Origin of the sequence: Citrobacter sp. TBCS-14, from assembly GCF_005280805.1 — a bacterium.
GTDB lineage: Bacteria > Pseudomonadota > Gammaproteobacteria > Enterobacterales > Enterobacteriaceae > Citrobacter > Citrobacter gillenii.
In genome coordinates this window covers 256,592-279,708 of record NZ_SZWM01001345.1, presented here as the reverse complement: position 1 = coordinate 279,708, position 23,117 = coordinate 256,592, and the positions used below count along the sequence as shown (strand labels likewise).

22 protein-coding genes are annotated in these 23,117 nt (G+C 55.0%); 11 read left to right on the top strand and 11 right to left on the bottom strand.

What is annotated here, in order from left to right:
- Positions 1 to 3 precede the first annotated feature (3 nt).
- Complete coding sequence (gene envC, locus FDX22_RS29070) at positions 4 to 1,263, bottom strand: murein hydrolase activator EnvC (RefSeq protein ID WP_232058724.1); 1,260 nt, start codon at positions 1,261 to 1,263, stop codon at positions 4 to 6.
- A gap of 33 nt (positions 1,264 to 1,296) precedes the next feature.
- A complete protein-coding gene (gpmM, locus tag FDX22_RS29065) occupies positions 1,297 to 2,841 on the bottom strand; it encodes a 2,3-bisphosphoglycerate-independent phosphoglycerate mutase (RefSeq protein WP_096759095.1) in 1,545 nt (514 codons plus the stop codon).
- A gap of 248 nt (positions 2,842 to 3,089) precedes the next feature.
- Between gpmM and FDX22_RS29060 the strand changes: the two genes are divergently transcribed.
- The 5 genes from FDX22_RS29060 (at position 3,090) to cysE (ending at position 6,237) form a co-directional block, all read left to right on the top strand.
- Positions 3,090 to 3,521, top strand: a complete 432-nt coding sequence (locus FDX22_RS29060) for a rhodanese-like domain-containing protein (RefSeq protein ID WP_096759096.1) — start codon at positions 3,090 to 3,092, stop codon at positions 3,519 to 3,521.
- Between the two features lie 28 nt (positions 3,522 to 3,549).
- Entirely contained in the window at positions 3,550 to 3,801 is a 252-nt protein-coding gene (grxC, locus tag FDX22_RS29055) for a glutaredoxin 3 (protein WP_003024152.1), read from the top strand.
- Positions 3,802 to 3,848: 47 nt separating this feature from the next.
- On the top strand, positions 3,849 to 4,316 hold the full coding sequence (gene secB, locus FDX22_RS29050; RefSeq protein WP_096759097.1) for a protein-export chaperone SecB: 468 nt from the start codon (positions 3,849 to 3,851) through the stop codon (positions 4,314 to 4,316).
- Complete coding sequence (gpsA, locus tag FDX22_RS29045; RefSeq protein WP_117342542.1) at positions 4,316 to 5,335, top strand: NAD(P)H-dependent glycerol-3-phosphate dehydrogenase; 1,020 nt, start codon at positions 4,316 to 4,318, stop codon at positions 5,333 to 5,335. The genes secB and gpsA overlap by 1 nt, the downstream gene beginning before the upstream one ends.
- A gap of 80 nt (positions 5,336 to 5,415) precedes the next feature.
- Complete coding sequence (gene cysE, locus FDX22_RS29040; protein WP_096759099.1) at positions 5,416 to 6,237, top strand: serine O-acetyltransferase; 822 nt, start codon at positions 5,416 to 5,418, stop codon at positions 6,235 to 6,237.
- Positions 6,238 to 6,416: 179 nt separating this feature from the next.
- Here the strand turns inward: cysE and trmL are convergent, their stop codons facing one another.
- From trmL to FDX22_RS29010, 6 genes are all read right to left on the bottom strand, one after another.
- Positions 6,417 to 6,890, bottom strand: coding sequence for a tRNA (uridine(34)/cytosine(34)/5-carboxymethylaminomethyluridine(34)-2'-O)-methyltransferase TrmL (gene trmL, locus FDX22_RS29035; RefSeq protein WP_115257181.1), 474 nt, complete (start codon positions 6,888 to 6,890; stop codon positions 6,417 to 6,419).
- Between the two features lie 46 nt (positions 6,891 to 6,936).
- Entirely contained in the window at positions 6,937 to 8,277 is a 1,341-nt protein-coding gene (locus FDX22_RS29030) for an aromatic acid/H+ symport family MFS transporter (protein WP_117342540.1), read from the bottom strand.
- Positions 8,278 to 8,487: 210 nt separating this feature from the next.
- Entirely contained in the window at positions 8,488 to 9,678 is a 1,191-nt protein-coding gene (lldD, locus tag FDX22_RS29025) for an FMN-dependent L-lactate dehydrogenase LldD (protein ID WP_096759102.1), read from the bottom strand.
- On the bottom strand, positions 9,675 to 10,451 hold the full coding sequence (gene lldR, locus FDX22_RS29020) for a transcriptional regulator LldR (protein ID WP_146718157.1): 777 nt from the start codon (positions 10,449 to 10,451) through the stop codon (positions 9,675 to 9,677). Before lldR ends, lldD begins: the two co-directional genes overlap by 4 nt.
- Positions 10,448 to 12,103: an L-lactate permease gene (gene lldP, locus FDX22_RS29015; RefSeq protein ID WP_096759104.1), complete on the bottom strand. Its 1,656-nt coding sequence runs from the start codon at positions 12,101 to 12,103 to the stop codon at positions 10,448 to 10,450. Before lldP ends, lldR begins: the two co-directional genes overlap by 4 nt.
- Positions 12,104 to 12,364: 261 nt before the next feature.
- The gene (locus FDX22_RS29010; protein ID WP_096759105.1) at positions 12,365 to 12,727 is read right to left on the bottom strand and encodes a YibL family ribosome-associated protein; all 363 of its coding nucleotides are present in this window, start codon (positions 12,725 to 12,727) and stop codon (positions 12,365 to 12,367) included.
- 292 nt (positions 12,728 to 13,019) lie between these two features.
- Between FDX22_RS29010 and FDX22_RS29005 the strand changes: the two genes are divergently transcribed.
- Positions 13,020 to 13,226, top strand: coding sequence for a hypothetical protein (locus FDX22_RS29005; protein WP_096759106.1), 207 nt, complete (start codon positions 13,020 to 13,022; stop codon positions 13,224 to 13,226).
- Positions 13,227 to 13,238: 12 nt separating this feature from the next.
- On the opposite strand, the gene mtlR is transcribed toward FDX22_RS29005, so the two are convergent.
- The 3 genes from mtlR to mtlA all read right to left on the bottom strand — a co-directional run bounded on the left by mtlR (position 13,239) and on the right by mtlA (position 17,016).
- On the bottom strand, positions 13,239 to 13,829 hold the full coding sequence (gene mtlR / locus FDX22_RS29000) for a mannitol operon repressor MtlR (protein ID WP_096759107.1): 591 nt from the start codon (positions 13,827 to 13,829) through the stop codon (positions 13,239 to 13,241).
- Positions 13,826 to 14,974, bottom strand: a complete 1,149-nt coding sequence (gene mtlD, locus FDX22_RS28995; protein WP_146718156.1) for a mannitol-1-phosphate 5-dehydrogenase — start codon at positions 14,972 to 14,974, stop codon at positions 13,826 to 13,828. The genes mtlR and mtlD overlap by 4 nt, the downstream gene beginning before the upstream one ends.
- Positions 14,975 to 15,102: 128 nt before the next feature.
- Positions 15,103 to 17,016, bottom strand: a complete 1,914-nt coding sequence (mtlA, locus tag FDX22_RS28990; RefSeq protein ID WP_146718155.1) for a PTS mannitol transporter subunit IICBA — start codon at positions 17,014 to 17,016, stop codon at positions 15,103 to 15,105.
- A gap of 530 nt (positions 17,017 to 17,546) precedes the next feature.
- Between mtlA and FDX22_RS28980 the strand changes: the two genes are divergently transcribed.
- From FDX22_RS28980 to selB, 5 genes are all read left to right on the top strand, one after another.
- On the top strand, positions 17,547 to 17,903 hold the full coding sequence (locus FDX22_RS28980) for a DUF3302 domain-containing protein (RefSeq protein WP_117342538.1): 357 nt from the start codon (positions 17,547 to 17,549) through the stop codon (positions 17,901 to 17,903).
- Between the two features lie 2 nt (positions 17,904 to 17,905).
- Positions 17,906 to 19,042, top strand: coding sequence for an HlyD family secretion protein (locus FDX22_RS28975; RefSeq protein WP_115257186.1), 1,137 nt, complete (start codon positions 17,906 to 17,908; stop codon positions 19,040 to 19,042).
- 70 nt (positions 19,043 to 19,112) lie between these two features.
- Positions 19,113 to 19,721, top strand: coding sequence for a glutathione S-transferase (locus tag FDX22_RS28970; protein ID WP_135911231.1), 609 nt, complete (start codon positions 19,113 to 19,115; stop codon positions 19,719 to 19,721).
- Between the two features lie 97 nt (positions 19,722 to 19,818).
- Positions 19,819 to 21,210, top strand: a complete 1,392-nt coding sequence (selA, locus tag FDX22_RS28965; protein ID WP_146718154.1) for an L-seryl-tRNA(Sec) selenium transferase — start codon at positions 19,819 to 19,821, stop codon at positions 21,208 to 21,210.
- On the top strand, positions 21,207 to 23,051 hold the full coding sequence (gene selB, locus FDX22_RS28960) for a selenocysteine-specific translation elongation factor (RefSeq protein WP_117342535.1): 1,845 nt from the start codon (positions 21,207 to 21,209) through the stop codon (positions 23,049 to 23,051). Before selA ends, selB begins: the two co-directional genes overlap by 4 nt.
- The last annotated feature ends 66 nt before the right edge of the window (positions 23,052 to 23,117 follow it).

Below are 23,117 nucleotides of genomic sequence, written 5' to 3'. Positions count from 1 at the left end.
AACTTATCTTCCCAACCACGGCTGTGGATTGACCGCCTGACCCTGGCGACGAATTTCGAAATAGAGTGCGGGTCTGCCCTGACCGCCGCTGCTACCCACCAGGGCAATCGGCTGTCCGGCACGCACCTGCGTACCTACGCTGACCAGCGCGCTTTGGTTATAGCCGTACAGGCTCATATCGCCTTTACCGTGCTCAACCACGACCACCAGACCATAACCCTGAAGCCAGTCGGCCAGAATAACGCGACCATCGGCAATGGCTTTCACTTCGGTGCCTTCAGATGCGCCAATGACCATCCCTTTCCAACGTAGCTCACCTTGCAGCTGTTCGCCATAACGATGCAGCGTTGGGCCACGGACGGGCCAGAATGCCTGACCGCGCGGCGAACCTAACCCCCCGGTACGGGACATCAAGGATTTTTCGTTTTCGGTCGGCTTGTAGGTCGACCCTTTGCGCGATGCATCCTTTTGCTTATCGCGCACCGCCTGTGCTTCGCGGGCTTCACGTTCAGCGCGCGCTTTGGCGGCGGCCTCGGCCCGTGCAAGGCTGCTGCGTAGGCGGGATTCGTTGGCGCGCAGTTCGCTGAGCTGCTGCTGGCCCTGCTGAATGGAGGACTCCAGCCCTGCGAGCGTTTTTTGGCGCTCGTTACGCGCCTGTTCCAGCTTGGCCTGTTGAGCGCGCTGCTCGTACAGCAGCGTTTGCTGCTCACTCTGTTTATCTTCCAGCTCGGCCTTCTGCGAATCGACTTCTTCGCGGGTTTGCTTCAACTGGGCGATGGTTTCCTGCCGCGCCTGGTTCAGATAGCCAAAATAGGCCTGCAGGCGCTGCCCGCGCTGACTCTCTTCACCACTGAGGATTAACTGAATGCCGGTGTGCTCACCCTGACGAAACGCGGCGTCCAGTTGGGCGGCCAGGCTGCGTTCCTGTGCTGCTCGCTGCTTTTCCAGCTTCGCGAGGGCGGCGTTCATTTCGGCAATTTGCGCATTCAGTTGCGCCAGTGAATTTTGCGTTTCGCGCAGCTGTCGTGCCGCAACGGCGATGGCCTGTTCCTGGGCTTTAAGCTGGGCGAGGAGGGTGGAACGTTGCTGTTGTTGCTGGCGTACCGCGCGTTCTTTTGCCGCGATATCGGCCTGAATAGATTTGAGCTGGTCGCGTTCGTCCGCGTGGGCGGAAAAGGCGCACAACAATACGCCAGCGCTAATCACGCTGGCGTATAACAAGGGCCTGACTGAAAACCTACGCGGTTTTGCGGCCCATGTGATGGTATTAATCGCCTTTCCCCTCATGGGGAGGGATTATTCCACGATGAACAGCGGCTTACCAGTCATCTCTTGCGGGATTTCCATGCCCATCAGCGTCAGCATGGTCGGGGCGATATCGGAAAGTTTACCGCCATCGACAGCTTTGACGTTTTTACCACCGACATAAATCAGCGGAACCGGCAGGTTGGTATGTGCAGTATGTGCCTGACCGGTAGACGGATCGCGCATTTGCTCAGCGTTACCGTGGTCTGCGGTGATCAGCAATTGGCCGCCAACGGACTCAACCGCTTTGGCCACTTGCTCAACGCAGTGATCCAGCGCTTCAACCGCTTTAACCGCAGCATCCATTACCCCGGTATGACCGACCATGTCGCCGTTCGGGTAGTTACAGATGATGGTGTCGTATTTCCCGCTCTCAATCGCGGCAACCAGCTTCTCGGTCAGCTCTGCGGAACTCATTTCTGGCTGCAGATCGTAGGTGGCTACTTTCGGCGAGTTGATCAGGATACGGTCTTCGCCTTTGAACGGCTCTTCTACGCCACCGTTGAAGAAGAAGGTCACGTGTGCATATTTTTCAGTTTCGGAAATACGTAGCTGGGTTTTGTCGTGCTTCGCCATCCACTCGCCGAGGGTATTCGCCAGAGACGTTGGTGGGTAAGCTACCGCTGTTTTGATGTCGGCCGCGTATTCGGTCAACTGCACAAAGTTGAGGTTAACCACTTTCTTACGCGCGAAGCCATCGAAGTCAGCGTTCACAAACGCGCGGGTGATTTCACGTGCACGGTCAGCACGGAAGTTCATGAAAATCAGCGTATCGCCGTCTTCCATTGCGGCATCGGCCTGGCCTTCTGCGCGGATCACGGTCGCTTTTACGAATTCGTCGTTTTCATCACGAGCATAAGCGGCCTGCAGACCTGCTACTGCGGTGTCAGCCTGGAATTCACCCTGGGCCAGCGTCATCAGGTCATACGCTTTTTCAACGCGATCCCAACGGTTGTCGCGGTCCATGGCGTAGTAACGACCAATAATGGACGCAACGCGACCTTTGCCCAGCGCGGCAAATTTTTCTTCGAATTTTTGCAGCGACTTTTCAGCGCTGCGCGGTGGGGTGTCACGGCCATCGAGGAAGGCGTGCAGATAGATTTTTTCTGCGCCGCGTTCTGCCGCCAGCTCAACCATCGCCAGGATGTGATCTTCGTGGCTGTGTACGCCGCCCGCAGACAGCAGACCCATGATGTGTACTGCTTTGCCGCTATTTTTCGCCTGGTCGACCGCATCGGTCAGTACCGGGTTAGTGAAGAAAGTCCGTTCTTTAATTTCAACATCCAGACGGGTCAGATCCTGATACACGATACGGCCCGCGCCCAGGTTGACGTGACCCACTTCGGAGTTACCCATCTGGCGGTCAGGCAGGCCGACTTCCAGACCAGATGCGTCAATCAGGGTATGTGGACGTTTGGCCCACAGAGCATCCATAACCGGGGTTTTAGCATTAAAAATGGCGTTATCCTGGCTGTCTTCGCGATAGCCGTAGCCATCCAGAATCACCAGTACCATAGGTTTTTTAGAAACCGACATTGCGACAACCTCACACTTAATAGATAAAAATAATTGCGTAATTTTACTACAGCTGAATCGATAAAGTAGCCCCCGAAGATCAAATAATGGGGTATAGCACGTCAGGGAGGACTCGGATTTACGTTTTTTTTTCCGTAGCGCCCCGCAAAAATGCAATCCAATGCACGCTCTGGCTGTATTTGCGCCAACGCGCAGGTATACTCTTTCCCTGGTTTTTTTAATCACTGAGTCGGGAGTTGTTACCCCCCATGCAAGAAATTATGCAATTTGTTAGTCGCCACCCTGTCTTGAGTATCGCCTGGATTGCGTTACTGGCGGCTGTATTATTTACGACCATCAAAAGCCTGACCTCGAAAGTGAAGGTGATTACCCGCGGCGAAGCCACTCGTCTTCTCAATAAAGAAGATGCGGTTATTGTGGATTTACGTCAGCGTGATGACTTCCGCAAAGGCCATATCGCCGGTTCAACTAACCTGCTGCCGAGCGAAATTAAAGCCAACAACTTCGGCGAGCTTGAAAAACACAAAGCCAAACCGGTTATTGTGGTTGACGGTTCTGGCATGCAGTGCCAGGAATCTGCAACTGCGCTGATTAAAGCGGGTTTTGAGCAGGTGTCCGTGCTGAAAGACGGCGTAGCAGGCTGGAGTGGTGAAAACCTCCCGCTGGTACGTGGCAAGTAACACCGTAAGTTAATATCGGAGATAAGTCATGGCCAACATCGAGATCTACACCAAAGCAACCTGCCCATTTTGCCATCGCGCGAAAGCGCTATTGAACAGCAAGGGCGTGAGTTTCCAGGAACTTCCGATTGACGGCGACGCCGTGAAGCGCGAAGAGATGATCAAACGCAGTGGTCGTACGACGGTTCCGCAGATTTTTATTGATGCACAGCACATTGGTGGTTGTGACGACTTGTATGCGTTGGATGCGCGTGGTGGACTGGATCCCCTGCTGCGTTAAGGCGTACGGATAGTATTTAAAGGACAACACTAAAGGGTTTTCTAAACATGTCAGAACAAAATAACACTGAAATGGCTTTCCAGATCCAACGTATTTATACCAAGGATGTGTCTTTCGAAGCGCCAAATGCACCGCATGTTTTCCAGAAAGATTGGCAGCCAGAGGTTAAACTTGATCTTGATACTGCATCTACCCAACTGGCAGATGACGTGTATGAAGTTGTGCTGCGTGTCACCGTAACGGCTTCTCTGGGTGAAGAAACGGCGTTCCTGTGCGAAGTTCAGCAGGGCGGGATTTTCTCCATCAGCGGAATTGAAGGGACTCAGATGGCGCATTGCCTGGGTGCATACTGCCCGAACATCCTGTTCCCGTATGCCCGTGAATGCATCACCAGCCTGGTATCACGCGGTACGTTCCCGCAGCTGAACCTTGCACCGGTCAACTTTGATGCGCTGTTCATGAACTATTTACAGCAGCAGACTGGCGAAGGTACTGAAGAACATCAGGATGCCTGATGAATCAAAGTAATGCTTCAATGACTGTGATTGGTGCCGGCTCGTACGGCACCGCTCTTGCCATTACCCTGGCAAGAAACGGCCACCCGGTTATCCTGTGGGGCCACGATCCCAAACATATCGCAACGCTCGAGCACGATCGCTGCAACGTTGCGTTCCTTCCTGATGTGCCTTTTCCCGATACGCTGCGCCTGGAAAGTGATTTAGCCACTGCGCTGGCCGCCAGCCGTAATATTCTGGTGGTGGTGCCGAGCCACGTCTTTGGCGAAGTGCTGCGTCAGATCAAACCGTTGATGCGCTCTGATGCGCGCCTGGTTTGGGCGACAAAAGGTCTGGAAGCAGAAACGGGACGCCTGTTACAGGATGTCGCGCGTGAAGCGTTGGGGGATGCCATTCCGCTGGCGGTGATTTCCGGTCCTACGTTTGCCAAAGAACTGGCTGCAGGCATGCCTACGGCGATTTCGCTGGCGTCAACGGACGAGACGTTTGCTGACGATCTCCAGCAACTGCTGCACTGCGGCAAAAGTTTCCGCGTTTACAGCAACCCGGACTTCATTGGTGTACAGCTCGGCGGTGCAGTGAAAAACGTGATTGCTATTGGCGCAGGGATGTCTGACGGCATCGGCTTTGGTGCTAATGCCCGTACGGCATTGATCACCCGCGGGTTGACCGAAATGTCACGCCTTGGCGCGGCGCTGGGTGCCGATCCGGCGACCTTCATGGGCATGGCGGGTCTGGGCGATCTGGTGCTGACGTGTACCGACAACCAGTCGCGTAACCGCCGTTTTGGCATGATGCTCGGTCAGGGCATGGATGTTCAGGGCGCGCAGGACAAGATTGGCCAAGTGGTTGAAGGCTATCGCAATACGAAAGAAGTTCGTGAATTGGCGCACCGTTTTGGTGTCGAAATGCCAATAACCGAGGAAATTTATCAAGTATTGTATTGCGGAAAAAATGCGCGCGAGGCAGCATTGACGTTATTAGGTCGTGCACGCAAGGACGAGCGGAGCAGCCACTAGCCGTAAGGAACCGTTTTATTATAACGACCCGACCCGCGTAGAACGGGTTGGTCGTTTTGCTACCTTCTGTGGAGTACGCAATGCCGTGTGAAGAACTGGATATCGTCTGGAAAAATATTAAAGCAGAAGCCCGGGCACTGGCGGATTGTGAGCCAATGCTGGCCAGTTTTTACCACGCAACGCTGCTCAAGCATGAGAATCTCGGCAGCGCGCTAAGCTATATGCTGGCGAATAAGCTTGCGTCGCCAATCATGCCGGCGATTGCTATTCGTGAAGTGGTGGAAGAAGCCTACGCCGCCGATCCGGAAATGATTGCCTCGGCGGCCTGCGATATCCAGGCTGTGCGCACGCGTGACCCGGCTGTCGACAAATATTCCACCCCGCTTTTGTACCTGAAGGGCTTCCATGCGCTGCAGGCTTACCGCATCGGCCACTGGCTGTGGCATCAGGGGCGTCAGGCACTGGCGATCTTCTTGCAAAATCAGGTGTCCGTGACTTTCCAAGTCGACATTCATCCGGCGGCAAAAATTGGTCGTGGGATCATGCTCGATCATGCCACCGGAATTGTGGTGGGTGAAACCGCGGTGATCGAAAACGACGTCTCGATCCTGCAATCCGTCACCTTAGGCGGGACTGGTAAAGCGGGCGGCGATCGTCACCCAAAAATTCGTGAAGGCGTGATGATTGGCGCGGGCGCAAAAATTCTCGGCAACATCGAGGTTGGGCGCGGGGCGAAGATAGGCGCGGGTTCTGTCGTCTTACAGCCCGTACCGCCACATACCACCGCCGCAGGCGTTCCGGCACGGATTGTCGGTAAACCTGACAGCGATAAGCCGTCCATGGATATGGATCAGCATTTCAACGGGATACATCATACGTTCGAATGCGGCGATGGCATCTGATTTCGAGCTATCTTACTTGCCATATTGAACCTGGGCTGTGCTCGTCATCCTCACGTACTGCGTGTACGCTCCGGTGACTGTGCGCAGTCCGTGTTCAATCTGTCTGCGCCGATAACGCTCGAAACGAATAACATCAAATTAATGTAGGTCGGATAAGGCGCTAGCCGCATCCGACAAAATCAACTGCGTAATACGGCGCCCGGATACCCCAGCTGGCGCCAGGCCTCATACACTACCACCGACACCGCGTTAGACAGGTTCATGCTGCGGCTGTCCGGCATCATCGGAATACGAATTTTTTGTTCTGCAGGCAGCGCGTCGAGAATGCTGGCGGGCAGGCCGCGCGTTTCCGGGCCAAACATCAGATAATCACCATCCTGATAGCTTACCGCGCTATGGGCCGGCGTCCCTTTGGTGGTCAGCGCAAAAAGACGTTGCGGACTTTCTGCAGCCACAAAGGCGGCGTAATCAGGGTGGCGCAGTACGGCGGTAAATTCGTGATAATCCAGCCCCGCGCGACGCAGGCGCTTGTCGTCCCAGGTAAAGCCCATGGGTTCAATAATATGCAGACGAAAGCCGGTATTGGCGCATAGGCGGATGATATTGCCGGTATTTGGCGGGATTTCTGGTTCGAATAAAACGATGTTAAGCATACTGCCCCCTTAATAACGGGGGGCAGGATAGCAGAAAGGACGGGTACTATGCGACGGTCAGAGGCTGCGGTTTATAGCGTTGCAGCTTATAAAGCGTTGCGGCAGCAGCCAGCAGCGCGGGAACGCTGAGGAACATCAATATGCTGTCAGCCTGCCATTGCAGAGAAAGTAATTGGGCGCTGGTCATGGTCCCGGCGACGCCACCAAAGCGGCCCACGCCCTGCATCCAGGCAATACCTGTTGCGCGACAGTGGGTCGGGTAAAACGTTGCCGCCAGCGTCTGTAGTCCGGACTGTGCACCGTTCATGGTGATCCCCATCAGGAAGATTAGGGCGCCAAACAGAATGATGTGGTTATGTTCAAACCCGAGCGCCAGTGCAAACAGCATTGTCAGGATAAAACCGATGGAGACGACTTTGTGCGCTTCCCAGCGATCCATCAGCCAGCCGGCCAGCAGGATCCCCGCGGTACCGCCGAAGGTGAACAGTGATGTCAGCCAGGCAGATTCTGCCAGCGGGTAACCCATTCCCAGCATCAGCGTCGGCATCCAGCTCAGCAGCACATAATAGATAACCAGCCCCATAAAGTAGGTCATCCACAGCATCAACGTGCCCGGCAGCCACGGCATGCTGAACAACTGCGCCACGCTGCCTTTTTTGACGTCAGTCCGTTCTTCATCCAGATAAAAATGGGTGACCTGGTCTATGTCACCTGGCATAAAGCGACGGGCAATTCGTTTGACTTGCGCGATCTCTTTCCCGCGATGGACCAGATACTTGACCGACTCCGGCAGAAATAACACCAGGAGGATGGTCAGCGCCAGCGGGGCAATTGCCCCGGCGAGCAGGACGCTGTGCCAGCCGTAGTTAGGAATCAGCCAGGAGGAGATAACCCCGCCACCTGCTGCACCGAGCGGGAAACCGCAGTACATGGTGTTAATCGCCATCGAGCGGCAGCGTTTTGGCGCAAATTCTGACACCAACGTGATGGCGTTCGGCATTGCTGCACCCAGCCCGAGTCCGGTGAGAAACCGCCAAAACGTTAACATATTTAGCGTCTGGGCATAGGCGGTGCCCAGACTGGCGAGACCAAAGAACAGGCAGGAAAAAACCAGTACGCGTTTACGTCCCATGCGATCGGAAATTGGCCCGGCCAGCAGGGCGCCAAATGAGAGCCCCAGCAGCGCGGCGCTTAATACCGGCCCGAGATCTTGTTTCTTGATCCCCCAGTCGGCTGAGAGGGTAGGGGCAATATATCCCATCGCCGCCGTGTCGAAGCCATCAATGGCCAGCACCAGAAAGCCAAGGACGATGATGACCCAATGAAAGCGTGAAAAAGGACTGTCATCTATCGCCTGCTGGATATTCACTTTACCGGAATAAACCATGTCACCCTCGCCCGTTATGATGGTTGTTGTCGTGTGGATTATTATTGTGTGGGTTGTTGTTGTATTAGCTTGTATATACATTTGGCAGGTGAATAAAAAGTTGTCAAATATATTGAGTGTAAATGTTAACTGGTCGTTATTTTTGCATAAAAAATGGCCGGACTGAGAACAAGCCGACCATTCAAAGTGTAGGGTTTTACGGGGATACGGTTACGCGGCGCTACCCTGGACGAGAGGTGCCAGTGCGGCGGGCAGTTGCTTTCCCAGCTCTTGTACCAGTGAGTCACGGCTGATTTCACGAATGGATTTTGCACCGGTCAGCGTCATCGCCACTTTCATTTCTTTCTCAATAAGGTTCAACAGGTTAGCGACACCTGCCTGACCGTGGGTCGCCAGTGCATACAGGTAAGCACGGCCCAGCAGTACGGTATCTGCACCCAGTGCAATCATGCGCACCACGTCCAGACCGTTACGGATGCCGCTGTCTGCCAGAATCGCAATATCGCCTTTCACCGCGTCGGCAATGGCGGGTAGCGCACGCGCAGAAGACAGCACGCCGTCCAGCTGGCGGCCGCCGTGGTTCGAGACCACGATGCCGTCGGCGCCAAAGCGTACGGCGTCGCGGGCATCTTCCGGGTCGAGGATCCCTTTGATTACCATCGGACCGTCCCAGAATTCACGGATCCACTCGAGGTCTTTCCAGGAGATGGACGGATCGAAGTTGTTTGCCAGCCAGCCGATGTAATCCTCCAGGCCGGTGGGTTTACCCAGGTAGGTCGAGATATTGCCTAAATCATGCGGACGACCGTTCAGGCCAACGTCCCACGCCCACTGCGGATGGGTTACCGCCTGCCAGTAACGGCGCAGCGCGGCATTCGGACCGCTCATCCCGGAATGTGCGTCACGGTAGCGCGCGCCGGGCGTGGGCATATCGACGGTAAAGACCAGCGTGGAGCAACCCGCTGCTTTAGCACGCTCCAGCGCGTTACGCATAAAACCGCGATCGCGCAGGACGTACAGCTGGAACCACATCGGACGCTTGATCGTCGGGGCAACTTCTTCAATCGGGCAGACGGAAACCGTCGAAAGCGTAAACGGAATACCTTTGGCGTCAGCGGCAGCGGCGGCCTGAACTTCGCCCCGGCGGGCATACATGCCGCACAAGCCAACCGGCGCTAATGCCACCGGCATCGACAGTTTTTCGTTGAACAGGGTGGTTTCCAGACTCAGGTCGGCCATGTTCTTCAGCACGCGCTGGCGTAGTGCCACCTCCGATAAATCTTCGACGTTACGGCGCAGGGTATGCTCTGCATAGGCACCACCGTCGATGTAGTGGAACAGGAAGGGGGGCAGAATGCGCTGTGCTGCGGCGCGATAATCGCTGGCTGCTGAAATAATCATGAATTGTTCTCCCTGCTAATTTCATTATGGTCACCGGGCAGACGGGTAATACGCGCCTGGCGGGCCTGGGCTTCATCAAAGCGTTTAATGGTGGTGTGGACAAAGCTGAGGTGCGCCATCATCGCCTTACGCGCGCCATCAGCGTCCCCGGCGACAATCGCGTCCAGCACGGCAAGGTGCTGTGCTGTGAGCTGTGAAAACACAGGTGGCACCAGGTACATACGCTGGCGGCTCTGTTTTACCGAGGACTGCAATACGTCGAAGAAACCGCGCATGGTCTGGAGCAGCACCACGTTGTGCGACGCTTCCGCAATGGCGAGGTGAAAGCGAACGTCTGCTTGTGAGGCGAGATCCGGGTCCTCACTCTGCGTGGCCTCAAAACAGAGCCTGATTTTCTCTTTGTCGGCAGTCGTGGCGCGCATCGCGGCATGCCATGCGGTGCTGGCCTCAATAGCGTGGCGGGCTTCGAGAATATCGAAGCTGTAATCCGGGTCGTCCGCCATCAGGCTTTTCAGCGGCTGAACGATGTTTTGTTCGGACCAGGCTTCATGCTGCCAGCGGACAAACGTCCCGCCGCCGCGACGGCTGAGCAGCACGCCTTCACTGACCAGCTTTGCCAGCGCCTCGCGCAGTGAATTACGCGACACGCCGAGCTGTACGGCCAGCTGGCGCTCGGCGGGCAACTTCATGCCCGCCTCCAGCTGTTGTTCTTCAATCAGCGCCCGCACGCGAGTAGCGACCTCGTCGGACAGGCGTCTGGGCATCACTATCATGGGATCATCCAGGTTAAGACATAGGCCTGAAGCGTGGTAATCACACCCACCATACAGGTGAATATCAGGCTGTGTTTCACGGTAAAGCGGAACAGGTCAGACTCTTTACCCACCAGCCCCACGGCCGCACAGGCGATGGCGATAGATTGCGGGGAGATCATTTTGCCGGTTACGCCACCGGTGGTATTTGCCGCCACCAGCAGTACATCGGAGACACCGATTTGCTGCGCTGCCGTTGCCTGTAGGGCTGCGAACAGTGCGTTAGAAGAGGTATCTGACCCGGTCAGGAATACGCCCAGCCAGCCGAGGAACGGCGAGAAGAAGGTAAAGGCGCTGCCGGTGTGTGCCAGCGCTAATGCCAGCGTCGAAGACAGTCCTGAGTAGTTAGAGATAAATGCGAATGCCAGTACCATCCCGATGGAATAGATGGGCAACGCCAGCTCTTTCAGCGTGCTGCCGAAGGTTTGCAGGGCGGCAGAGGGCTTCATTTTCAGCCAGACGATAGACAGCAGGGCGGCAAACAGAATGGCGGTGCCGGTCGCTGAGAACCAGTCAAACTTGTATACCGCCGCGTAGGCCGTAGCTTCGTGTACCACCGGCGGCATGCGGGCCACCAGTTTGTCGAGGAACGGTACCGGAACATTCACCACCCAGTGATACATCGCGCCGCCAGGGGCAAACAGCGCTTTAAACGGTGGGATGCTCCACAGCGTGACCGTTGCTGTCAGAAACAGGAACGGTGACCAGGCGCGAACCACCTGGCCGGCGGTGTAGTGAGTGCGGGCCAGCGTTTGATCGACCTGTGAAGCACCCATGTCGCCAAAGCGGAAGATGCGCACCGGCTGCCAGCGTTTCAGGAACAGCGTCAAACACACCAGTGACACCAGAGAAGAGATGATGTCCGGCAGTTCCGGCCCGATAAAGTTAGAGCTGAGGTACTGCGCGATGGCAAAGGAGCCGCCTGCGACCATTACTGCCGGCCAGGTCTCTTTCACGCCGCGCCAGCCGTCCATAATCGCCATGATCCAGAACAGCACGATAATCGTCAGGAACGGCAGCTGGCGGCCTACCATCTGGCCGATTTCAAAACTGTCCAGCCCGGTAACCTGACCAGCAACCAGGATCGGAATACCCATTGCGCCAAACGCCACCGGCGCGGTGTTTACAATCAGGCACAGACCTGCGGCGTACAGCGGGTTGAAGCCCAGGCCAACCAGCAGTGCGGCGGTAATCGCCACCGGGGCGCCAAATCCTGCAGCCCCCTCGAGGAATGCGCCAAAGCAGAAGCCGACAATCAGCATCTGCAGACGCTGGTCCGGGGTAATCGACAGGATTGAGGAACGGATAATGTCGAACTGCCCGGTCTTGACCGAAATCTTATAGACGAATACGGCGGCGATGATTATCCAGGCAATCGGCCACAGACCATAGAAGAAGCCGTACACCACGGATGCCAGCGCGTGATCGACCGGCATTTTGTAGAACAGCAAGGCGACCAACAGGGCAATCCCTACCGTCCACGTCGCAGCGACATAACCTTTCAGCTTGAGCTTAATCAGCGCGAAGAAAAAGAACAGAATAGGGAGTGAGGCAATCAGGCTTGAAAGCCAGATGTTACCGGCCGGGTCGTAGTTTTGTTGCCAGAGATTCATTGCAGGTCTCCTGGGGGCCGCCGACATAATGCAATGAGTCTGTGCTCATCTCGTCGTCACACTATGTGTAAAAGTGGCCCTGCCAATATTGTTGTGTAGGGGTAATGACAACGAATGGTTAATCAAATGTTATTTATTGGCAACGGCATTGTAAGTTATTTTTAACGAAATGTGAGGGGGTATTCGGATCTGGCTAAAATTGGTAGGGCCAATTGGCGGGGAAATAGGAGACCGGGCAAGCGGACGTTGCCCGGAGGGTGATCAAAACTCAGTCTTTGAAAAGCCAGTCATCTCTTTCAGGCCCATTTCACGACCCAGTTCGGTCATCGGGTGTACGATCACCAGACCGCGCACGCTTTTCTTCAGCTTGCCCATGTCGGCCTGCTCTTTTTTGGTGATGGCGCGACGGAACGGGAGCTTGCTGAGCTTTTGTGCTTCTTTGCTCAACTTCTGACCGTGAACTTCACGCAGGCGCACGATCTCGGCTTCCAGCGTTTCTTTTTCTTTTTCCAGCTCGGCATATTTGTCGGCGGCTTCAACCAGTGACAGGTCTGCCTGCTGGTGGCGGATGGCGTCCAGGCGATCGCTCAGACGTTTAATTTCGTTTTTTTCGACTTCTTTCATAGGATAGCTTCTGCTAAAAATAGGATGAATATCCTATAGTATGCGCGCAGAGGGGGATTATTCTCAACTAATCGAAGATAAATAATCAAATGCTGCAAGTATTATTTCGCTAATGAAAATGTTAGCTGTTTGATTAAAAAGGGATTTTAAGAAATAAGATCGTTGATGGTGCTTTTTGTCGGTGGCGGCATAGTGAAGCACGTTTTCCTCAATATAATTAACCATCCGATCCTAAACTTAAACCATCGACCGCGCAGGCGGGTCGCGGATAATACATGGAGGATGAATCATCATGGCGAAAATAGGTGAGAACGTTTCGATTCTTATTGATAAAACCATCGATTTTATGGCGTCAAGCCAGGCTTTTCGTGAGTACTTGAATAAAACGCCGCCGCGTAACACGGTGCCTTCTGAGGTCCCGCAGGAAAACGTGCCGCTGTATCTGCAGCGTCTGGAGTACTATCGCCAGCTGTATCGACCGCAGCAGGATGAGAAGTAAATCGGTATGACGTTATTTCTGAAAGGCTTTCTTTAAGCTGATTTTAGAAATCAGCTCGGTCAGAGAGAGCACCATGGTTGAGCGTACCATTTGCTGGTAGCGCTGGATTTGCATGGCGTACAAACCCGAGTCTGAGGTATCAAACTGGGGCGGGGGCGGGAGCGCCGTCACGCAGTGCAGTTCACCAAACGGTCCGAGAATTTCGTCGTCGGTGAACGCATATTCATTACCGTCGTGATTCAATTCCTCACGCAGCGCCATCAGCAGTTCCGCATCTTCATACTCAGGGCGGCTGAGCACACCCAGGCCGTAGATCAGCTTCAGACGGACCGACAGATCGCCCAGCGGCCCGTCGCCGTCGAGCAACGGTTCCACTGCATATTTAACCGCGTAGTCGTCTTTGCGAAATACCTGAAGCACCAGGATATTCACCGCCTCGGTGAGTAAATCTACGGCGGTGATGAGGAAGCTGCGTACGGTTTTGCCAGCATTCAGACGCTCAAGCACACGATTTTCAAAGGCCTGCGTTTGTTCCATTATTGCCTGCATATCTGACAATCTGATATTCGGGCGCAGGCTGACCTGCGCCGCACTGTGGATCATTTGGTTGCGTTATATGCGTTAACCGCCTCCGCCACCACGTCGCTGTTGGCATCCAGCCCGGAAACCTGTGCCAGCGCGGCCTGTGGGCCTTTTTCGTCAATCAGCGCTGCCAGTTCCTGCGCCTGCGGGTCTTCTTCACTGCGGTAATGCATCGCCGCAGCAATACCCTGCACCAGATTAACGTGCTGCAGGCCGTACTCCAGCGTGCCGAGCAGCGGCTTGATTAAACGGTCGCCTGCGCTCAGTTTACGCAGCGGCTGGCGGCCCACGCGCTCAACGTCATCTTTCAGGTACGGGTTTTCGAAACGACTGAGGATTTTCTGAATGTATGCTGCATGTTTTGCCGCATCAAAGCCATAGCGTTTGATCAGTACCGCGCCGCTCTCTTCCATCGCACCTTTTACCACTGCGCGGATTTTCTCGTCGAGAATCGCGTCACGGATGGTCTGATGACCGGTCAATTTTCCGAGGTACGCGGTTATAGCATGCCCCGTGTTCAGCGTGAAGAGCTTACGTTCGACAAATGCCATCAGGTTATCAGTTAATTCCATTCCCGGGATGTTTGGCAACTCGCCTTTAAACTGGGTTTTGTCGACAATCCACTCGCTGAAGGTTTCTACGGTCACTTCCAGCGGGTCATTGGTGGCAGAGGCGGAAGGCGGAACAATACGGTCTACGGCAGAATCGACAAAACCAACGTGTTCTTCAACCCAGGCTTTATCCGCATCGTCCAGCGCGTTCAGCACGTGGCCTTTCAGCTGGGTGGTGCCGCGCACCATGTTTTCACAGGCAATAATATTCAGAGGGGTGCTAATACCCTGCGCTTTACGCTTGACCAGCCCTTTGGCGATGGCAGGCGCAATGCGTTCCAGCACGACCGGACCAACCGCGGTGGTCACGAGATCAACCTGGGCAATCAGTTCAACGACATCGTCGCCGATGCTGCTGACGGCGTTAACGCCGGAAACGGTATCAACCTGCTCATTTTCACCGACAACATGAACCTGATAGCTATGACGGGCATTCAGGGCGTCGAGAACCACCTGATTTACATCCGCAAACGTCAGTTGTATCCCCGCGTCTGCCAGCAGTTTGCCGATAAAGCCACGACCGATATTACCTGCGCCAAAATGTAATGCTTTCATAGTATTAACCTTCATTAATGTTTTTACCCAAGAGGGCTGGGGTGAGGCTTTTCCCTCAACCTAACCCTCTCCACAAGGGAGAGGATTTTGTAGGCCCGGTAAGCATGAGTCTTACCGGGCAATAACGCTTACTTACGACCTGCCAGCAGTTCCAGCACTTCATCCACGCTGGTGGTCTGCGCCAGACGTTCGATCACGGATTCATCATCCAGCGCGTTGGTCAGGCTGGTAATCACCTGGATGTGCTCATTGTTACGCGCGGCGATACCAATCACCAGGCGGGCAATGTCGTCTTCTTCTTCACCGAAGCGCACACCTTCCGGGTACTGACAGAACACGATGCCGGTTTTCAGCACGCGATCTTTAGCTTCGATGGTGCCGTGCGGTACCGCAATGGACTCACCCAGGTAGGTAGAGGTCAGTTTTTCGCGATCCAGCATTGCCTGGACGTATTCCGGCTCAACATAGCCGCCTTTCACCAGTTGCTCACCGGCAAACAGAATGGCTTCTTCTTTGTTGGTGGCTTTACGGCCAAGGAAGATATTCTCCGCACCCAGTTTGAACAGGTTGTTATCACCTTCATCAAAACTGTCTTTCAGGTGGTCACGTACCTTCTCTTCGTTAATGTTGTGGCGCTGTGCGGCAACCAGACGCTCGGTCAGGCTGGTGTACAGACCGCTGTCGAGGAAGTTGGTCAGCGAAATGTGCTGCGCCTGCGGAACCTGGCGCATAGCGCGTTCGGTCAGGTCACGGTGGGTAATGACCAGATCCACATCCGGCGGCAGATTGTTAATCGCGCTGTTGGTGACGGAGATCTGAGACAGACCGGCATCCTGCACTTTCTTGCGCAGTACGCCTGCACCCATTGCGCTGGAGCCCATACCGGCATCACAGGCAACGATGATTTTACGCACATGGCTCAGGTCGTTGGTGACATCGCCCGCAGACAGCGGAGATGAACCTTTGGATTCTGCTTTCATGTCGTGCATGCGACGGGTCGCTGCATCAATGTCATCTTCTTCTTTCACTTTGCTGGTTTTCAGCAGAATGGCTGAGACCACAAAGGAGACCGCCATGGCCGCACAGATTGCCGCGATGTTAGCGAAGTACGCGCCTTTTGGCGTCATGGCCAGTACGGCCAGGATAGAGCCCGGAGAGGCCGGAGAAACCAGACCGCCGCCGAGGATAGTCAGCGTAAATACGCCGGTCATACCGCCGAGGATAACGGCCAGGATCAGACGTGGGTTCATCAGCACGTACGGGAAGTAGATTTCGTGGATACCGCCCAGGAAGTGGATGATAGCCGCACCGCCCGCAGACTGTTTAGCGCTACCGCGACCGAAGAACATGTACGCCAGCAGGACGCCCATACCCGGACCCGGGTTTGCTTCAATCAGGAAGAAGATGGATTTGCCCATCTCATGGGACTGCTGAATGCCCAGCGGTGAGAAAATACCGTGGTTGATGGCGTTGTTGAGGAACAGGATTTTCGCCGGTTCAACAAAGATAGACGCCAGCGGCAGCATGTCATGGACAACCATGAAGTTAACGCCTGCTGCCAGAATTTTGGACAGGGCCTCAACCAGTGGGCCAATGCCGAGGAACGCCAGGATAGCGAGGATCATCCCGATGATGCCGGCGGAGAAGTTGTTCACCAGCATCTCAAAGCCGGATTTAATCTTACCGTCAACCCAGTTATCGAAGTGTTTAATCGCCCAGCCGCCCAACGGACCGGCAATCATTGCGCCGAGGAACATCGGCATATCGGCACCGACGATCACACCCATTGTGGTGATGGCACCGACCACACCGCCGCGATCGCCACCCACCAATTTACCGCCGGTGTAACCAATCAGCAGCGGCAGAAGATAGGTGATCATAGGGCCAACGAGCTTAGCCAGCGTTTCGCTCGGCAACCACCCTGTCGGAATGAATAATGCGGTGATAATACCCCACGCGATAAACGCGCCGATATTCGGCATCACCATGTTGCTGAGGAATCGACCAAAGCTTTGCACTTTGATCTTAATATCGGATGACATAAAAACACCCCTTCTTATGTTTGCTATCGCGCAGGCTGAAAGCCCGAGGTTTGTTAATGTAGCGGCAGGAGGTAGCCGGACCCTGTAGATACTGCGAAATCTGGCACTGAATCGTTCAACTGTCCAGTCGACGCCTTTTTATGTGATATTCGTCACGTAAATATAGGGTGTATGGCGGTAGTTAATGTGATATTCATCACAAAACACCAGTACAAAAAAACACCTCACGGTTAGAATTCACCCAAAAAGGCAGAAAAATGCGAATTGGTTCACGTTTTATGTTGGCGTGTTTGTTGGGTCTTTGTGATCTGAATCACAAGAAATTTTCATCTGTTTTTTTTCCAGTGTGATCTGAAGCAGATTCTCCCCCGCCCATTTTTTGCGGAAAATAAAGCAATTTTTACTCAGAAAATATATTTTTTTTGTGGTATGGAAAAAATTGCCAACTCCAGTTATGTTCAAGACATCAGCCAGGGTACATACGGCTGCCAGCACAAAAAAACTCTAATTAGTGTGAATTCGAGGCAGGTATGTTTCTAAATTATTTCGCGTTGGGCGTGCTCATTTTCGTCTTCCTGGTTCTGTTCTACGGAATCATCGCCATCCATGATATTCCCTACAACATGGCTAAAAAGCGTAACCATCCCCATGCCGATGCGATTCATACGGCGGGCTGGATTAGCTTGTTTACGCTCCATGCCATTTGGCCGTTCCTGTGGATTTGGGCCACGCTCTACCAACCCGAACGCGGCTGGGGAATGCAAAACCATATTCAGCCAATGACGGGCAACCCTGATATTGACGCTCTTGCGAAGCGCGTAGCCGATCTGGAACAAAAACTGGCTGCGGTGCAACCCGCCGCTGATAAGAACACGCAGGAGCGCTGATCATGGATCTGTTGATTGTTTTGACCTACGTGGCATTTGCCTGGGCCATCTTTAAGATATTCCGTATCCCGGTAAACCAATGGACGCTTGCTACCGCAGCTTTAGGTGGCGTGTTTATTGTTGCGGGCCTCATTTTATTAATGAACTATAACCACCCGTATACCTACACTGCGCAAAAAGCGGTGATCTCCATTCCAATTACGCCGCAGGTTACGGGGATTGTGAGTGAGGTTACCGATAAAAATAATCAGCTGATTAAAAAAGGCGAGGTGTTGTTCAAACTCGATCCAGGCCGCTACCAGGCGCGCGTCGACAGGCTGCAGGCCGACCTGGTTACCGCAACGCACAATATCGATAATTTAAAAGCGCAACTTTCGGAAGCGGTCGCCAACACCACGCGAGTGTCTGCCGAGCGCGATCGTCTGTATAAAGATTATCAACGCTACCTGAAAGGCAGCCAGGCGAAGGTTAACCCGTTTTCTGAAAGCGACATCGACAACGCCCGCCAAAACTACCTGGCACAAGATGCGCTGGTGAAAGGCTCCGTTGCGGAACAAACCCAGATCCAAAGTCAGTTAGACAGCATGGTTAACGGTGAGCAGTCGCAGGTTGCCTCTCTGCGTGCTCAGCTTGCTGAAGCCAAATACAATCTGGATCAGACCGTCGTGCGTGCGCCAAGTAATGGCTATATCACGCAGGTGCTGATCCGTCCGGGGACCTATGCCGCTGCGCTGCCTCTGCGACCGGTGATGGTCTTTATTCCGGAACAGAAACGCCAGATTGTGGCCCAGTTCCGCCAGAACTCATTGCTGCGTCTTGAACCGGGCGATGAAGCGGAAGTGGTGTTTAATGCGCTACCAGGCCAGGTTTTCTCCGGTAAATTGACCAGCATTCTGCCGGTTGTGCCGGGAGGCTCTTATCAGGCTCAGGGCGCATTGCAGTCCTTAACGGTGGTGCCGGGTACCGATGGCGTGCTGGCAACGATTGAACTGGAGCCGAATGCTGAAGTTGACGCCTTACCGGACGGCATTTATGCCCAGGTGGCGGTTTACTCCGACCATTTCGCCCACGTGTCGGTGATGCGTAAAGTACTGCTGCGTATGACCAGCTGGATGCATTACCTTTATTTAGATCATTGAGACCGTCGTCACCTGCCATTTGCCGTGGCCTGAGCCATACTGATATTTTTGTTGGCAAAAAGGACACGGCATGAAACTCATTGGTAGCTACACCAGCCCTTTTGTGCGAAAAATCTCTATTCTGTTGCTGGAAAAGGGCATTACCTTCGAATTCGTTAATGAACTCCCCTACAACGCCGAAAACGGCGTGGCGCGCTACAACCCGTTAGGAAAAGTGCCCGCGCTGGTCACCGATGAGGGCGAGTACTGGTTCGATTCGCCAATCATCGCCGAATACATTGAGCTGCTGGATATTGCGCCAGCCATGTTACCGCGCGATCCGCTGGCGGCGCTGAAGGTGCGTCAGATTGAAGCGCTGGCGGACGGTATTATGGATGCTGGACTTGTCTCCGTACGTGAACAGGCCCGGCCAGCCGCACAGCAATCAGAAATCGAACTGCTGCGCCAGCGCGAGAAAATTACCCGCAGCCTGGATGTGCTGGAAGGCTATCTGGCAGACGGCACCCTGAAAACGGACACGGTGAATCTGGCCACCGTCGCCATCGCCTGCGCCGTGGGTTATCTCAATTTCCGTCGCGTCGCACCCGGCTGGTGTGTTGACCGACCGCGACTGGTTAAACTGGTGGAAACGCTCTTTCAGCGTGAGAGCTTTGCCCGCACGGAACCGCCAAAGGCTTGATGCGTATTATGTCCGCCTGAGCAAACTCACGGTACAATCCCCCCATATTGCTATCCCTCTCCCCGGCGGAGAGGGCCACCAACAGCCAGGCCCTTTCATGACAACCGACATGCGTTCACTCTACAGCCAGCTTCCTGCGATCGATCGTTTATTGCGCGACAGCGCCTTTCTTGCCTTACGTGAGTCTCACGGTCATACCCGAGTGGTGGAGCTTCTTCGCCATATGCTCGACGAAGCCAGGGAAACGATTCGCGACACGCAGGCACTCCCGGCGTGGAGTGACGACTGGGCGCAAGAAGCCAGCGCCCGGCTGGAGCGCGAGTCGCACAGCGCGCTGCGTCCGGTCATCAACCTGACGGGTACGGTGCTGCACACCAACCTGGGTCGTGCGTTGCAGGCGCAAGAAGCGATTGAGGCGGTGATGCAGGTGATGCACGCGCCGGTGACGCTGGAGTATGACCTCGACGGCGCCGGTCGTGGGCATCGCGATCGTGCGCTGGCGGACCTGTTGTGTCGCATTACGGGAGCCGAAGATGCCTGCATCGTTAATAACAATGCGGCAGCGGTACTGCTGATGTTGGCTGCAACCGCCAATGGTAAAGAGGTGGTGGTTTCACGCGGTGAGCTGGTGGAAATTGGCGGCGCATTTCGTATTCCGGACGTGATGCGCCAGGCCGGGTGTGTTCTACATGAGGTCGGTACCACTAACCGGACGCACGCCAGCGATTACCGTCAGGCAGTGAATGAAAATACCGGTCTGTTGATGAAAGTGCATACCAGCAATTACAGCATTGAAGGCTTTACCAAAACGGTGGATGAAGCCGAGCTGGCGGCGATCGGTCATGAGCTGGATATTCCGGTGGTGACGGATCTGGGCAGCGGCTCGCTGGTGGATCTCAGCCTGTACGGTTTACCCAAGGAGCCGATGCCGCAGCAGTTGATTGCCGCGGGTGTTAGCCTGGTCAGCTTCTCGGGCGACAAGCTGCTGGGCGGGCCGCAGGCCGGAATTATCGTCGGTAAGAAAGAGATGATTGCCCGGCTGCAGCGTCATCCGCTGAAACGTGCGCTGCGGGCCGATAAAATGACCCTGGCGGCACTGGAAGCCACGCTGCGGCTTTATTTGCATCCGGAAGCACTGGCGGAAAAATTACCCACGCTGCGCCTGCTCACCCGTAAGGACGAGGCGATCCGCGAACAGGCACAACGCTTACAGGCACAGCTCGAACAACATTATGGCGGCGAGTTTGCACTGAACGTGATGCCTTGTCTGTCGCAGATTGGCAGTGGTTCGCTACCGGTTGATAGACTGCCCAGCGCGGCATTAACCTTTACCCCGCATGACGGGCGCGGTAGCCGCCTTGAGGCCCTGGCTGCCCGCTGGCGCGCGCTACCGGTGCCGGTCATTGGGCGAATTTATGATGGCCGCTTATGGCTGGATCTGCGCTGTCTTGAAGACGAGCCCCGGTTTATGGAGATGATGCTGAAATGATTATTGCAACAGCCGGACACGTTGACCACGGAAAAACCACGTTATTACAGGCGATTACCGGTGTGAATGCCGATCGTCTGCCGGAAGAAAAAAAACGTGGCATGACTATCGATTTGGGCTATGCCTACTGGCCGCAGCCGGATGGCCGCGTGCTGGGGTTTATCGACGTTCCCGGACACGAAAAGTTTCTGTCCAACATGCTGGCGGGCGTCGGCGGCATCGATCACGCGCTGTTGGTGGTGGCCTGCGATGATGGCGTGATGGCGCAAACGCGGGAGCATTTGCAGATCCTGCAACTGACGGGCAATCCGCAGCTCACCGTGGCGCTGACCAAAGCCGATCGCGTGGATGACGCGCGTATTGACGACGTGCGTGCAGAAGTGCAGTCAACGTTGGCAAACTTTGGTTTTGCCGGGGCGACACTTTTCGTGACCGCCGCCAGTGAAGGGCTGGGTATTGATGCATTACGTGAGCATCTGCTGCAGCTGCCTGCGCGAGAGCTGGCCCGCAATCACACCTTCCGGCTGGCAATTGACCGCGCCTTTACGGTGAAGGGGGCGGGCCTGGTAGTTACCGGCACGGCGCTCAGTGGTGAAGTGAACGTTGGCGACACGCTGTGGCTGACTGGGGTCAACAAACCGATGCGCGTGCGTAGTCTGCATGCGCAAAACCAGGCCACTGAGTACGCTCATGCCGGGCAGCGTATTGCCCTGAATATTGCCGGCGATGCGGAGAAAGAACAGCTCACCCGCGGTGACTGGCTGTTGTCCGATGCACCGCCGGATGCCTTGACCCGCGTCATTGTCTCTTTAGAGCACGCCGCCCCGCTGACACAGTGGCAACCGCTGCATATTCACCACGCGGCCAGCCACGTGACCGGGCGTATTTCCCTGCTCGAAGGGACGCTGGCGGAGCTGGTGTTTGATACGCCGCTGTGGCTGGCCGATAACGACAGACTGGTGCTGCGCGATATTTCTGCCCGCACGACGCTTGCGGGTGCACGCGTGGTGACGCTCAACCCGCCGCGTCGTGGCAAGCGTAAACCGGAGTATCTGCAGTGGCTATCGGCGCTGGAAAACGCACAGAATGACGGCGACGCGCTGGCAGTGCATCTGACGCGTGGCGCGGTGAACATCCCCGATTTCGCATGGGCGCGCCAGCTTAACGGCGACGGGATGCGCCCGTTGATTGAGCAACATGGTTTTATTCAGGCTGGATATAGCCTGTTGAATGCCTCTGTCGCCGCCCGCTGGCAGCGTAAAATTTTGGATACGCTGGCGACGTACCACGAGCAGCATCGCGATGAGCCGGGACCGGGGCGTGAGCGTCTGCGGCGCATGGCGCTGCCGATGGAAGACGAAGCGCTGGTCCTGCTGCTGATCGAAAAAATGCGCGATAGCGGCGTTATCCATAGCCACCATGGCTGGCTGCATTTACCGGACCATAAGGCCGGCTTTAGCGATGAGCAGCAGGCCATCTGGCAAAAAGTTGAGCCTCTCTTCGGCGATGAGCCGTGGTGGGTGCGGGACCTGGCGAAAGAAACGGGCACTGATGAGCAGGCCATGCGTCTGGCGTTACGGCAGGCAGCGCAGCAGGGCATCATTACCGCGATCGTCAAAGATCGCTATTATCGTAACGATCGCATCGTGGCTTTTGCCAATATGATCCGCGAACTGGATCTGGAAAGAGGATCAACCTGTGCCGCTGATTTCCGCGACAGGCTGAATGTGGGACGTAAATTGGCTATCCAAATTCTGGAATATTTTGACCGTATTGGGTTTACCCGTCGCCGGGGAAATGATCATTTATTACGCGATGCATTACTGTTTCCCGAAAAGTAATGACACAATTAATTCATAGAAAACATGAATTAATACAAAATAGCGGTTGATTTATATAAGCACATT